The organism is Pseudomonas sp. HC1(2025) (assembly GCF_058742075.1).
The window spans coordinates 1,903,978-1,917,661 of the sequence record NZ_CP196017.1 but is presented as its reverse complement, the minus strand read 5'-3'; the positions used below and the strand labels follow the sequence as shown (position 1 = coordinate 1,917,661).

Sequence of the window (13,684 nt, the reverse complement as noted above, 5' to 3'; positions counted from 1 at the left end):
ACCTCACATCAATACATAAAGAAGGACGATATTGACCAGCAACATCATCAACGCCGTGGGCATCTGCGCCTTGATCACCGCGTTTTTGTCCGGCAACTCCAGGAGCGCCGCAGGCACAATATTGAAGTTCGCCGCCATCGGGGTCATCAGCGTGCCGCAGTACCCGGAAAACATGCCGATGGCCGCCATCACCGCCGGGTTGCCGCCATAAATGCCCACCAGTACCGGCACGCCAACCCCGCCGGTCATGACCGGGAAGGCGGCGAAGCCGTTACCCATGATCACGGTGAACAGCGCCATGCCCAGCACGTAGACCATCACCGCCACCAACTTGTAATCCAGGTTGATGTAGGTGGTGGTGACATGAGCCACGGCCGTGCCAACGCCGGCTTCGTTGAACAGCAGGCCGAGCATGGCCAGCATCTGCGGCAGCACCATGGCCCAGCCCAGGGCTTCGGTCAGGCGTCGCGATTCACGCAAGGCCTGCACCGGCGTATCGCGGGTCAGCCAGCAGGCCAACCCCAGGGCAATCAGGCAACCGAGCCCCAGGGACACGAACGTGGTGTTCTTCGGATCCAACAGCGGCACGCCACCAATCTCGGTGTGCTTGAGCAGCACCGAGCCAATCACCGTGGTCAACGGAATGGCCAGGGCCGGAATAAATAGTTTATGGCCCAGCCGGCCAGCGCTGGCGCGGGACGCCTTGTCATGCAACTCGGCATGGGTGCCACGCCCTACCCCGCCGAGCCCGGCGATCAGTGCCATCAGCACCACGCCAACACCCACCACCACCGACGGCAGGTGCTCGCCCACCAAAAACGGAATGGCGAACAGCAACCAGAACAACGCGCTTGACCAACGCTTGGGATGGGTCCGGTCAGCCAGGATCATGCCCGCCGTAATCAGCAACAAAACGCCGGCGAGCCAGTACAGGTATTGGATGGAAATGATCATTGCGCGGCCTCCGACTGAGCGGTGACTGGCGCAGTGGCCGTCAGTTCACGCGTCAGCCTTCGGTCAAAGCGATACAAGCGTATGGCATGCACAATGAACGCACAAATCGCCGTGGGGATGCCCCACACCGCAATATGCAGCGGCTCGACATCAATACCCGAACCCAGCAGGAAGGTATGCATCAGGGCAATCGCACCAAAGGCCACGAAGATGTCTTCACCAAAAAACAGCCCCACGTTGTCTGTGGCGGCGCACATCGCCAGGACCTTGTGCCGCACCTTGTCCGGCAGTTTTCCGAAGCGTTTCTCGGCAGCGCCTTCCGCCATGGGCGCCAGCAACGGGCGCACCATTTGCGGGTGCCCGCCAAGGCTGGTCAGGCCCATGGCCGCCGTGGACTCACGAACAAACAGATAGATGATCAGCAGGCGCCCGACGGTGGCGCGCTCGAAGCGCGCAATCCAGTTCTGCGCGTGCAGGCGCAGGCCATGGCGCTCCAGCAGGCCGATAACGGCCAGGGGCAGCAACAGGATCAGTTGCAAGGCGCGGGTCTGCAGGAAGCCATCGCCCATGGTGGCGAGGATTTTTTCCAGGGGGAAGTGCGCAGCAAATCCGGTGGCAATCGCCGCCGCCGTTACCACCAGCAACGGATTGAAGCGCAACACAAAGCCGACCACGATGACGAGCACGCCAATCAGCGGCCACAGGTTCACAACAGTTTGCATGGCGTTGAGTCCTTGATTGCGTGCTGCGACGCCTGCATCGCCGATAAACGATAACGGGCAGCCCGACGCGGATTTTTATTATTGACCGGGTAGGTCGAGGGTCACTGGCGGGCATCTTTGCCGCTTGGAGCGGAGGGTGTCCAACAAGAAAAATTGTTGCTGCAAATCAATAAAGTTTGTGAGGGGATGTAATCCAATCAGGGCTTGCCACGATGTGCAAGGCTCAAACCGTGGCAAGCCCTTTTGGGTCAACCTGCTTGATCAGGGCTGCCAAGCCTTGGAGCCGGCTGCAGCCTTGAATTTGGCGCTGTTTTGCGGTGTGGCGGGCGGCTCGGAATCACCAAAGATGGCTTTGAGCCAATGCCCATCGGTGGGGTTGGGGAAGAGAATAAACTTGCGCCCGAACTGTTGTTTATCCTCGGTCATCAACGCCATGCGTTGCTGCACATCAGACACGTAGTACTTGCGTTTGAAGTCATTGAGGTTGTCGCCCAGCATCACGACCACCTCATAATCCTTGGCAATTTCTATCTGCCGGGGCTCTTTATTGGAAGAGTCGCGATAAACCGTCAGGTGCTTTTCATCGGCAAAGGGCAGCTTGTTCTTACGCAGGTTGGCCAAGGCGTACTCATAGGTTTTTTCGCCCTGGTCACGGCTCGTGACGTAGAAAACCTCGACCCCTTTGGCTTGCGCATAACTCAAGAACTCCACTGCACCGGGGGTGGCCACCGGGCCGTTTTCAGCCACCCATTGGTCCCAGGCGGCATCATCGAAGAACTCTTTGTCCGAATTGATCATGTAGCCCCAATAGCTATTGCTGCTCAACACGGTGTCGTCGATGTCACTGATGATCGCCAACGGCCGATCACCGGCCTTATGCGCTTGCAGAGCGCTGTCCAGGCGCATCTTGGCGACGTTGAAACCTTGATAGTAGAGCGCCTCGAATTCAGCAGCCGTCTGCCTCCAGGCAACGGCTGCCGTCAAATCATTGGAAACAGCGCCTGTGACTTGCCCGGACCATGCGGGCGCGCACTGAAGCATCAAAAGCGAGAAGAGAATGGGAGCGGCCAGGATCTTGTTGGTTTTCTCTACTTTCATTTTCAAACCCATAGTTAAGCTCTAGACAGCCTCAGCAGGCACTGCAAGGGTGTTGTTCTATAACACCCGGCAGGCCGGCTCAATATGGGTGTCGCGATCATGGATCAATCAGACGCAACTTGCGCACACACTGTGCGGTTTACCACTGATGTGTGTAGCTCGCCGTCAGTACGGTACCTGGCGCAGGCAGGTGGCTGGTGTTGTTGCTGCTACGCATCAGTTGACTGTAAAGCGGGTAGTAACTGCGATTGAACAGGTTCTGGATCCCCATGCTGACCTGATCATTTTCACTGAATTGGTACTGGCTGATCATATCGACGGTGGTGTAACTGTCGACCTTGCGCCGCCCAAAGCTGGCAACACCATCCAGGCGATAGTCGGCGCCGTCAAAAAAGTTGGCCTGCAAGCGGTTGCTCCAGGCTTCAGTCGGCTTGAACTCCAGGTACGCGGTCAGTTTGAGCGGCGGGATGCGATACCCGGTCATGTCTTGCCAGCCACGGCCTTCGGGCTGCTCCCGGCCTTTGATCCAGGTAAAGGTGCCGCCGGCGCCCCAGCGCTCATCGTCGGTCAGCCAGTCGGCACTGCCTTCCACACCGTAGATTCGCTCTTGGGTGCGGGTCAGGATCAGGCCATTGTTGAAACTCTGCACATCCCCAAGCTTGGACGTGGTGTAGAACACGGCCAGCGAGGCCAATGTCTGCTCGCCCAGCGCGCCGCGCCAGCCCAGTTCGTAGTTGTTGGTTTTCACCGGCTCAAGGTTGGAGGAGCCGATATCGAATCCACGCCGGGCATTGCGCATTTGCACCCCGATATCGGGCAGCTGGAAGCCCTGGCTGAACGCCGCGTAGACCTCCTGGCCCGCTACCGGCGAGTAGGTCAGGCTGATGTTGGACAGCACCGAATCATAATGCACCTTGCCCCCGCGAACAGTGGCCGGCTGGGTCGCTGCCGACTCCGAGAGCGGGATAAAGTCATCGTACTGGGCAGTGGCATATTCGTAGCGTACGCCGCCTTCCACCGACCATTGTTCGTTGAGCTTATGCTGCAACTGCGCAAAGCCGCCAAGGCTGCGGGTTGTCAGGTCGGGCATGTAGGTGAGCTTGCCGATCTTGTCAAACACCCTGCCGCCGCTGGCGTCAAAGGCTCGCGGGTCGAAGATGTCGATGGGCATGTCGCTGCGCTCCTGGTTGAAGTCAGCGCCCCATAACAACTCTGTGTTGCCCTGGCTCCCCAGCGGCGTGCGTAGCGTGACCCGGCTGCCAAACACTTCACTGTTCTGCATGACCTGGTCGACATTGCGTCCACGGGTCGCCACTGCGCGGGCATCGAACGGCGTGAACCGGGTGAAGTAGTCCCGGTAGTAGATCTGCGCATTGAGCGTGCCGCCCAGCACGTCGGCATGGGCGTACTCCAGGTTGAGCAGGGTGTTTTTGATCTGGTTCTGCTCCTCCAACGAAAGGCCGGACAACGGGCGCGCAGGCACCGAGCCCGCAGGAAGCCTGGCCACGGACGGGTCGGAGGTGTAGTCGCTGTTTTGCTCGGCGTTGTAATGGCTGGCAGAAAGCTGGATGCGCTGCACATCATCAAGGCGCAAGCCCAACTTGCCGCCGACATTGAAGGTATTGGAGTCGAACAGATCGCCCTGGCTTGGCTCTGGCGCAAGGCGGTGCCCCTTGGCGTCGTAGGAGGCGCCAATGTGGCGGGCACCAAAGTCCAGTGCGTAATCCACCCGGCCCTGGGACCCGGCAACATGATGCTGCAACTGGCCGCCCAGGCCATCGCTACCCAGTTTGCTCAAGGGCGAGACGGCGCTCAGGCTGGTGGTCGCTCGCGGCTCGCCGCCTGCCGGACGCGTCGTGATGGAGATGATGCCTCCAGTCGCACCGGCGCCGTAGATCGCACTGCTGCCACGGATCACTTCGATACGCTCGATCAGCGCGGGGTCGATGTTCGCCAGGTTGCGCGAGGAATCGCGGTTGGTATTGAGCGGAACACCGTCGACCAGCACCAGCATCGTCCGCCCGCGCAAGGTTTGCCCGTAGTCGGTAATGGTCCGGCTTGAGTCGGCCATGCCCGGGATGCTCTTGGCCAGCAAGGTGGCCAGGCTGTCCGAGCCCTGGCGCAGTTGCTCCAACTGTTTGTGTTCGATGACATTGACCTGGCGAGCCTGGGGCACCAGGTCGCTGTCGAGCCGCGAGGCGCTGATGGTCAGGCTGGACAGCTCCATTGTGCCTGGCGTGGGGGCCGGCGCCTGGGAGGTGTTGGCGGTATGCCCCTGGACCACCAGGAACGTTTGCTCATCACGCGCCTGCACCGTCAGCCCGCTTTGGCCGAGCAACCGTTCAAGCGCTTCCTGCAATGTGTAGCGCCCGCGCAAGGCCGGTGCGGTCTTGCCGGCCGTGATTTCACTGGCGAACAGGATCTGTGCCGAAGATTGCCGGGCTACGGCATTCAGGGATTTCTCCAGCGATGCGGCCGGGACATCGAAATCAACCGGTGCAGATTCTGCCAACGACCATTGGCTCAGGAGCAAGCTGCTGGCCAGCAAGGACATGCGCACCGGCGCGCGCAGGAAGGACTGACTCACGTTTTTATTCTCCACGAAGTAGGGTTACAGGGAGATAGCCGTCAGCACTGCGGCGCAACCCTACCTCGGTTGAAGATTATTTTTTCTGGCCGGGGGAATCGATCAGGACCGAGCCATCGGCCGCAGTGGAAACGCGCACCGGCAGGATCCCGGGCAACAGCGCCAGCAAGCGATCAACGTGACCACTGTCAAACACACCGGAAACCGGCAGGCGCGCAAGCCTGGGGTCCATGAGCCTTATGGGCTGGCGGTGATAGCGCTGCAGTGTGTCGATGACGTCTTCGAGCGGAGTGCTTTCAAAGACCAGCCGGCTTTGTTGCCAGGCGGTGACGTCATCCACGTCCACCCGTCCCAACCGAGCCTCTTGCCCCTTATGCACACGCAACTGCTGCCCGGGCTCCAGCGCAGCCACTGCCCCCGTAGCGGCCGCACGCACGGCGACCCTGCCTTCAGCCACCGTGACCTGCACATCCTGTTCCTGGCGCCTGACGTTAAAACGGGTGCCCACCACTCGCACCACAGCCAACCCGGCATCGACCAGAAACGGCCGGTAGACCATCGGCGACACTTCAAACAACGCCTGCCCCGCCTTCAGCTCGACCTGGCGGCTGCGCAGGTGCCAACTGATCGTCATCTCGGTGTTGCTGTCGAGCAACACCTGAGTGCCATCAGCCAGCAGCAGCGCCTGGCGCTGCCCTACCTGGCTGGCAACATGCTCGCTGCGGTAGGCAGGATCAATCCAGGCCACACCTGCAACAATCGCCAACAGCAGCAGCCCGAGGGTTTTTCCTGCCGGGCGTTTGTTTTTCGCGGGCGTCGGCGGGGGCAACGGAAATCGTTGCTTGAGGTCCTCACGAACCCGTGCGATGGCCTCGTCTTCCTGGCTGAAGTCCTTGCTCTTGTGCGGGTCGCGACTCATGGCAAGACCTCCGAGCCTAGATGTGCGCGGCACATCCCCATGCCCAGGCGCAGGTGCTTTTCGACGGTTTTCAGGGAAATACCCAGGCGCGCAGCCACTTCGGCCTGGGGCAGTTCATGCACTTTGTGCATGACAAACACCATTTGGCAGCGCGGCGGCAGACTGGCAATCGCCTCGGTCAGCAGCTCCAGGGCCCTTTCCCCATCAAGATGACGCTCCTGGCTCGGCGCACCGCAGACCACTTGTGGCAACACCGAAACACCGACCACCCAACCCTGGCGCCGACGCTCGCTGCGATACCGGCTGATCGCCATATCGCTGGCGATCTTGCGCAACAAGGCCACTGGCGTGCGCACACCTTGCTTTTCATCCTGCTCAAGCAACTGCAGGCACAAGTCGTGTATCACCTCACGAGCGAAAATCCGTTCGCCAAAACGCCGGCGCACATGATCCACCAACTCGTCGTAGTGCCGAACCAATGCTGCCAACAGTGTGGGTTTTGGAGGGTCGGCCTGCACAATGACCTGCGCGATGAGAGGAACGGGAGACCTGGAGAAAGGTGCGATTGCGCGCAGTATAAATGCGAATGTTTTACATTTGAAGCGTAGAGATGGACCTTTAGGCGCAATCGCTAAGCGGGTCAGAAATGGCAAATTTCTCGGGATGAGCAACGCTACCTCCACCGGGTAGGTCGTCGGCCTTCAAGCGCAGAAACATGAAGCTGAAAGCCGACCTGAAGGTGCAGTGCAATTGTCGGCGCGAAGCTTTGCATGAAATCCCAGGCAACAAAAAAGGGCCCACCTTTCGGTGAGCCCTTCTAGACCGCCCAGCAGAGCGGATTTTGTTTGGTAGGCGCGATTGGACTCGAACCAACGACCCCCACCATGTCAAGGTGGTGCTCTAACCAACTGAGCTACGTGCCTGCTGTGAGGCGGCATTCTACGGAATTCCCGAGGGGTGTCAACACCTTTTTTGCAGCTAAGCCTATGAATATGCGAATTTTTTATTTTTTATTGGCGCCGCTGCTTTTTCCGGGTGGCTGGCAGGGCATTTTCAACTGAGGTAGGATCGGCGCACTCGTAAAAAATATAAAACAGAGGTTCCAGTATGGCGAACACCCCCTACCCCCAGTCCTATTACGCCGCGTCCGCCAATGCGGTACCTCCCCGGCCAGTGCTGCAAGGTGAAGTCGAAACCGATGTATGCGTGATCGGTGCGGGCTATACCGGGTTGTCGAGCGCGCTGTTCCTGCTGGAGAACGGCTTTCGTGTGACGGTGCTGGAAGCCGCGAAGGTAGGTTTCGGTGCATCCGGGCGCAATGGTGGCCAGATCGTCAACAGCTACAGCCGTGATATCGATGTGATCGAGCGTAGCGTCGGTGCGCAGCAGGCACAGCTATTGGGGCAAATGGCATTCGAGGGCGGCAGGATCATTCGTGAGCGGGTCGCCAAGTACCAGATCCAGTGCGATTTGAAGGACGGCGGTGTATTCGCCGCGCTCAATAGCAAGCACATGGGCCACCTGGAGTCGCAGAAGCGCTTGTGGGAACGCTACGGCCATACTCAATTGGAACTGCTCGACGAGCGGCGCATCCGCGAGGTGGTGGCCTGTGAGAACTACGTGGGCGGCCTGCTGGACATGAGTAGCGGGCATATCCATCCGCTCAACCTGGCATTGGGTGAAGCGGCAGCCGTGGAGTCCCTGGGTGGCACGATCTACGAACAGTCCGCCGCCGTGCGCATCGAGCGTGGCGCCAACCCTGTCGTCCACACCGCCCAAGGCAAGGTGAAGGCCAAATTCATCATCGTCGCCGGCAATGCCTACCTGGGCAACCTGGTGCCCGAGTTGGCGGCCAAGTCGATGCCTTGCGGCACACAAGTGATTACCACAGCGCCCCTGGGTGATGAGCTGGCTAAAAGCCTGCTGCCCCAGGACTTCTGCGTCGAAGATTGCAACTACTTGCTCGACTACTACCGACTGACCAGCGACAAGCGCCTGATCTTCGGCGGTGGCGTGGTGTATGGCGCGCGGGACCCGGCGAACATCGAAGCGATCATCCGGCCGAAGATGCTCAAGGCCTTTCCACAATTGAAGGATGTAAAAATCGACTACGCCTGGACCGGCAACTTCCTGCTAACCCTCTCGCGCCTGCCCCAGGTCGGCCGCATCGGCGACAACATCTACTACTCCCAAGGCTGTAGCGGCCACGGCGTGACGTATACGCACCTGGCAGGCAAGGTACTGGCCGAAGCCCTCAGAGGCCAGGCAGAACGTTTTGATGCGTTTGCCGACCTGCCGCACTACCCGTTCCCGGGCGGCCAACTGCTGCGCACGCCATTTGCGGCGCTGGGCGCGTGGTACTACGGGCTGCGGGACAAGCTGGGTTTCTGATCGATACCCTGTAGGAGCCGGCAAGCCGGCTCCTACAAGTTGCATCATCAAATCGCAGACACAAAAAACCCCGGTCTTTCGACCAGGGTCTTTGCTATCGATCCAATCAAGCATAAAGCTCTTCTTGGCGCTCTCAGGGTGTTCAGTGGACCCTGGAACAGATATGGCGCAGCGGACGGGACTCGAACCCGCGACCCCCGGCGTGACAGGCCGGTATTCTAACCGACTGAACTACCGCTGCGTATCGCTCAGACTGCCGAAGTGTCACCTTCAACCGCCTTCAAACATCTGACTGAGCAGCCTTGGCTGTTCAATCTCAAATCCGAAACATCGGACCTGGAAAATATGGCGCAGCGGACGGGACTCGAACCCGCGACCCCCGGCGTGACAGGCCGGTATTCTAACCGACTGAACTACCGCTGCGCGTCGGTGCAACCTTTAACGTTGCGTCTTGCCCTAGGGCAAAACTCTCAAGAAGTGGTGGGTGATGACGGGATCGAACCGCCGACCCTCTGCTTGTAAGGCAGATGCTCTCCCAGCTGAGCTAATCACCCTTTGCTTCGTTGAGGCCGCGAAATTTACGCAGGTAGCGGACCTAAGTCAAGAGCCTGCTTGAAGTTTTTCTGAAAAAGACAAAATCGCTTCAAGACCGCTCCCCGCTCTACTCGCTGTAAATCATCTTCTTGCTCATGCCACCATCCACCACGAACTCTTGCCCGGTGACAAACCCCGCGCTACGCGACAGCAGCCATGCCACCATAGCCGCCACATCCTCAACCGTGCCTACCCGGCCCGCAGGATGCTGCGCATGATCGGCGTCACTCAGTGGCTCTGCACGGCGCGCAGCGGGATCACGGGCGTCGATCCAGCCAGGGCTGACGGCGTTGACCCGCACCTCCGGCCCAAGACTGATGGCCAGCGCGTGCGTCAGGGCTAACAGGCCGCCCTTGCTCGCCGCATAGGCCTCGGTGTCCGGCTCCGACTGCCGGGCCCGGGTCGAGGCCAGGTTGACGATGGAGCCACCATGGGCCCGCAGATAAGGTGCGCAGTGCTTGGCCAGCAACATCGGCCCACTGAGGTTCACCGCCAGCACCCGGTTCCAGTACGCCAGGTCCAGGCTATCCAGCGTGATATTGCGCGGATCAGCCACAGCAGCATTGCACACCAGCGCATCCAGGCGCCCGAACTGGCCCAGCACCTCGGCAACTCCCAGCGCCACCTGCTGCTCATCGGCCACATCCATGGTGATAAACCAGGCGTTATCGCCCAGCACCTTGGACACCTTGGCGCCCCGCTCGCGATCCAGATCGGCCAACACCACTTGCCAGCCTTCGCTGACCAACCAGGCCGCGATCCCCAGGCCGATACCCCGCGCCGCACCTGTCACCAACGCGACCCTGCCATTACTGGCGCCAGCCGCCTCCAGGGACCACTCGATCACAAGGCAGCCAGCCCGCGAGCCAGGTCGGCCTGCAAGTCAGCCACGTCTTCCAGCCCCACCGCAACGCGGATCAGGCTGTCGCGGATACCGGCCGCCTCACGCTCCTGAGGGGCCAGGCGGCCATGGGAAGTGGTGCTTGGATGGGTAATGGTGGTCTTGCTATCACCCAGGTTGGCGGTGATGGAAATCAGGCGCGTGGCGTCGATAAAGCGCCATGCGCCCTCCTTGCCACCCTTGACCTCGAAACTGACCACCGCACCGAACCCACGCTGCTGACGCTGGGCCAGTTCGTGTTGCGGATGGCTCTTCAAGCCGGCGTAGTGGACTTTCTCGATGCCGTCCTGCTGCTCCAGCCACTCGGCCAGGGCCTGGGCGTTGGCGCAATGGGCCTTCATCCGCAGGCTGAGGGTTTCCAGGCCCTTGAGGAAAATCCAGGCATTGAACGGGCTCAGAGTCGGGCCAGCGGTACGCAAGAAACCCACTACTTCCTTCATTTGCTCGCCACGGCCGGCCACCACGCCGCCCATGCAACGCCCCTGGCCGTCGATGAACTTGGTGGCCGAATGCACCACAATATCTGCGCCCAGCTTCAGCGGCTGCTGCAAGGCAGGCGTGCAGAAGCAGTTATCCACCACCAACATCGCACCTTTGGCGTGGGCCACTTCGGCGAGGGCGGCGATATCCACCAGCTCTGCCAACGGGTTGGACGGCGATTCGACGAACAGCAATTTGGTATTGGCCTTGATGGCCCCATCCCAGGCAGAAAGGTCCGCCAGCGGCACGTAGTCGACTTCAATGCCAAAGCGCTTGAAGTACTTCTCGAAGAGACTGATGGTCGAACCAAACACACTGCGCGACACCAACACGTGGTCACCGGCACTGCACAGGCTCATGACCACCGCGAGGATGGCCGCCATGCCAGTTGCCGTGGCGACGGCCTGCTCTGCCCCCTCCAGTGCCGCGATGCGCTCTTCGAAAGCGCGTACCGTCGGGTTGGTGTAGCGGGAATAGACGTTACCCGGCACTTCGCCAGCAAAGCGTGCCGCCGCGTCTGCCGCAGTGCGGAACACGTAGCTGGAGGTGAAGAACATCGGGTCACCATGCTCACCTTCCGGCGTGCGGTGCTGGCCGGCGCGCACAGCCAGGGTATCGAAAGCCACGCCATCGAGGTCGCTGTCCAACCGACCGGCATCCCATTCCTGACTCATGCTGCCACTCCTTCACTCAATTCTTTATTTAAGATACAAAACCGGCCCCTCAGGGCCGGTAGTTACTCAGTTGTTGTACAGATCGATGATCGCGCTGACCGCCTGGGTCTTGATCTTGGAGGAGTCGTTACGCGCCTGCTCGATCTTGTTCAGGTAAGCCTCGTCGACATCACCGGTCACGTACTTGCCATCGAAAACTGCGCAATCGAAATGCTCGATCTTGATCTTGCCGCCGCCAACCGCTTCGATCAAGTCAGGAAGATCCTGATAGATCAGCCAATCAGCGCCGATCAGGTCAGCCACATCCTGGGTCGAACGATTGTGCGCAATCAACTCGTGGGCGCTCGGCATGTCGATGCCGTACACGTTCGGGTACCGCACCGCAGGCGCAGCGGAACAGAAGTACACGTTCTTCGCCCCGGCTTCACGGGCCATCTGGATGATCTGCTTGCACGTGGTACCCCGCACGATGGAGTCATCCACCAGCATCACGTTCTTGCCGCGGAACTCCAGCTCGATGGCGTTGAGCTTCTGGCGTACCGACTTCTTGCGAGCCGCCTGGCCCGGCATGATGAAGGTGCGGCCGATGTAGCGGTTCTTGACGAAACCTTCGCGGAACTTGACGCCCAGGCGAGTGGCCAGCTCCAGCGCGGCGGTACGGCTGGTATCCGGGATCGGGATGACCACGTCAATGTCGTGCTCCGGACGCTCGCGCAGGATCTTCTCGGCGAGCTTCTCACCCATGCGCAGGCGCGCCTTGTACACCGAGACACCGTCGATGATCGAATCCGGACGCGCCAGGTAGACGTGCTCGAAGATGCATGGGGTGAGTTTCGGGTTGATCGCGCACTGACGGGTATGCAGCTTGCCATCTTCGGTGATGTACACCGCTTCGCCCGGCGCCAGGTCACGCACCAGGGTGAAACCCAGCACATCCAGGGACACGCTTTCGGAGGCGATCATGTACTCGACGCCTTCGTCGGTATGGCGCTGGCCGAACACGATCGGGCGGATGCCGTGGGGGTCGCGGAAACCGACGATCCCGTAGCCGGTGATCATTGCCACGACCGCGTAGCCACCCACGCAGCGGTTGTGCACGTCTGTCACGGCGGCGAACACGTCTTCTTCGGTCGGCTGCAACTTGCCGCGCTGGGCCAGTTCGTGGGCGAACACGTTAAGCAGCACTTCCGAGTCGGAATTGGTGTTGACGTGGCGCAGGTCAGATTCGTAAATCTCCTTGGCCAGTTGCTCAACGTTGGTCAGGTTGCCGTTGTGCGCCAAGGTAATGCCGTATGGCGAGTTGACGTAAAACGGTTGAGCTTCGGCCGAAGTCGAGCTACCGGCAGTCGGATAACGCACATGGCCAATGCCCATGTGCCCGACCAGGCGCTGCATGTGACGCTGATGGAACACGTCACGTACCAGGCCATTGTCCTTGCGCAGGAATAACCGGCCGTCGTGGCTGGTCACAATACCGGCAGCGTCCTGGCCGCGGTGCTGGAGGACGGTTAGCGCGTCATACAGCGCCTGATTGACGTTCGACTTACCGACGATACCGACGATGCCACACATGCGACGCAACCCCTACTTAATGAATCTTGACTGAACACTACTTACTGCGGCGTGTTGCCCGGCAAGAGGTGCTCCTTGAACGGAAGATCAGCGGGTACGCTGATTCCGCTGGCCAGCCACTGACTGCTCCACCCCAATATGAGGTTCTTGGACCAGTCTGCAACTAATAGAAATTTTGGCACGAGACTCGACTCCTGCCACCACGAATCCTGCTGTACCGGGCCCAGGCTCAACAGCCCGACCGCAATAACCACCAGCAGCGCGCCACGCGCGGCACCGAAGGCCATGCCGAGAAATCGATCGGTCCCGGAGAGGCCGGTGACACGTATCAATTCGCCGATAAGATAATTGACCATTGCTCCCACCAGCAGCGTGGCGATGAACATGATGGCGCAGCCCGCGATGACACGAGCCGAAGGTGTTTCGATATAACCGGCCAGGTAAACGGCCAGGGATCCGCCGAACATCCAGGCGACGACTCCTGCAACGATCCAGGTCAGCAGCGATAATGCTTCTTTGACGAAGCCGCGGCTTAGACTGATCAATGCGGAGATGGCGATGATGGCTACGATCGCCCAATCAACCCAGGTAAATGGCACAGTGCAGCCTACAGACGGATAAGGCGGCGCATTTTAGCAGAGCGCCGGGCTATCGGTAAGCGGTGTTTGGTGGTCCATTGCAAATCAATGGGTTGTGGCAAGCTACGACCATCTCAAGACAGGCACAAACCAATGTGGGAGCGGGCTTGCCCGCGAAAGAGGTGTGCCAGCCAACTAAAATATCTGCTGATGC

The 13,684-nt window shown here is 60.1% G+C and carries 11 protein-coding genes and 4 tRNA genes; 1 reads left to right on the top strand and 14 read right to left on the bottom strand.

Annotated elements, in window-relative coordinates:
* Positions 1-3: 3 nt before the first annotated feature.
* The 7 genes from ACSSVH_RS08540 to ACSSVH_RS08510 form a co-directional block, all read right to left on the bottom strand.
* Positions 4-954 carry a DUF979 domain-containing protein gene (locus tag ACSSVH_RS08540; protein WP_170043456.1) on the bottom strand — a complete coding sequence of 317 codons (951 nt, stop codon included), beginning with the start codon at positions 952-954 and terminating at the stop codon, positions 4-6.
* Positions 951-1,676, bottom strand: coding sequence for a DUF969 domain-containing protein (locus tag ACSSVH_RS08535; RefSeq protein WP_492634353.1), 726 nt, complete (start codon positions 1,674-1,676; stop codon positions 951-953). The genes ACSSVH_RS08540 and ACSSVH_RS08535 overlap by 4 nt, the downstream gene beginning before the upstream one ends.
* Positions 1,677-1,937: 261 nt before the next feature.
* Positions 1,938-2,774: a 5'-nucleotidase, lipoprotein e(P4) family gene (locus ACSSVH_RS08530; protein ID WP_169953546.1), complete on the bottom strand. Its 837-nt coding sequence runs from the start codon at positions 2,772-2,774 to the stop codon at positions 1,938-1,940.
* Positions 2,775-2,913: 139 nt separating this feature from the next.
* Positions 2,914-5,361, bottom strand: coding sequence for a TonB-dependent receptor (locus ACSSVH_RS08525; RefSeq protein WP_492634352.1), 2,448 nt, complete (start codon positions 5,359-5,361; stop codon positions 2,914-2,916).
* 76 nt (positions 5,362-5,437) lie between these two features.
* Positions 5,438-6,280, bottom strand: a complete 843-nt coding sequence (locus ACSSVH_RS08520; RefSeq protein WP_492634351.1) for a FecR family protein — start codon at positions 6,278-6,280, stop codon at positions 5,438-5,440.
* Positions 6,277-6,798 carry a sigma-70 family RNA polymerase sigma factor gene (locus ACSSVH_RS08515; protein ID WP_169953477.1) on the bottom strand — a complete coding sequence of 174 codons (522 nt, stop codon included), beginning with the start codon at positions 6,796-6,798 and terminating at the stop codon, positions 6,277-6,279. The genes ACSSVH_RS08520 and ACSSVH_RS08515 overlap by 4 nt, the downstream gene beginning before the upstream one ends.
* A 328-nt stretch (positions 6,799-7,126) precedes the next feature.
* Positions 7,127-7,203 (bottom strand) — tRNA-Val (locus ACSSVH_RS08510).
* 184 nt (positions 7,204-7,387) lie between these two features.
* Between ACSSVH_RS08510 and ACSSVH_RS08505 the strand changes: the two genes are divergently transcribed.
* Entirely contained in the window at positions 7,388-8,671 is a 1,284-nt protein-coding gene (locus ACSSVH_RS08505) for an NAD(P)/FAD-dependent oxidoreductase (protein ID WP_492634350.1), read from the top strand.
* A gap of 164 nt (positions 8,672-8,835) precedes the next feature.
* Here ACSSVH_RS08505 and ACSSVH_RS08500 read toward each other — a convergent pair.
* The 7 genes from ACSSVH_RS08500 to ACSSVH_RS08470 form a co-directional block, all read right to left on the bottom strand.
* Positions 8,836-8,912: transfer RNA gene (locus tag ACSSVH_RS08500), tRNA-Asp, on the bottom strand.
* 105 nt (positions 8,913-9,017) lie between these two features.
* Positions 9,018-9,094, bottom strand: a tRNA-Asp gene (locus ACSSVH_RS08495).
* 55 nt (positions 9,095-9,149) lie between these two features.
* Positions 9,150-9,225, bottom strand: a tRNA-Val gene (locus ACSSVH_RS08490).
* A gap of 107 nt (positions 9,226-9,332) precedes the next feature.
* Entirely contained in the window at positions 9,333-10,097 is a 765-nt protein-coding gene (locus tag ACSSVH_RS08485) for an SDR family oxidoreductase (RefSeq protein ID WP_170043540.1), read from the bottom strand.
* An 11-nt stretch (positions 10,098-10,108) separates the two neighbouring features.
* A complete protein-coding gene (locus ACSSVH_RS08480) occupies positions 10,109-11,320 on the bottom strand; it encodes an O-succinylhomoserine sulfhydrylase (protein WP_169953475.1) in 1,212 nt (403 codons plus the stop codon).
* Positions 11,321-11,386: 66 nt separating this feature from the next.
* A complete protein-coding gene (purF, locus tag ACSSVH_RS08475) occupies positions 11,387-12,892 on the bottom strand; it encodes an amidophosphoribosyltransferase (protein WP_169953473.1) in 1,506 nt (501 codons plus the stop codon).
* Positions 12,893-12,933: 41 nt separating this feature from the next.
* Positions 12,934-13,491, bottom strand: coding sequence for a CvpA family protein (locus ACSSVH_RS08470; RefSeq protein ID WP_169953471.1), 558 nt, complete (start codon positions 13,489-13,491; stop codon positions 12,934-12,936).
* Positions 13,492-13,684: the final 193 nt, after the last annotated feature.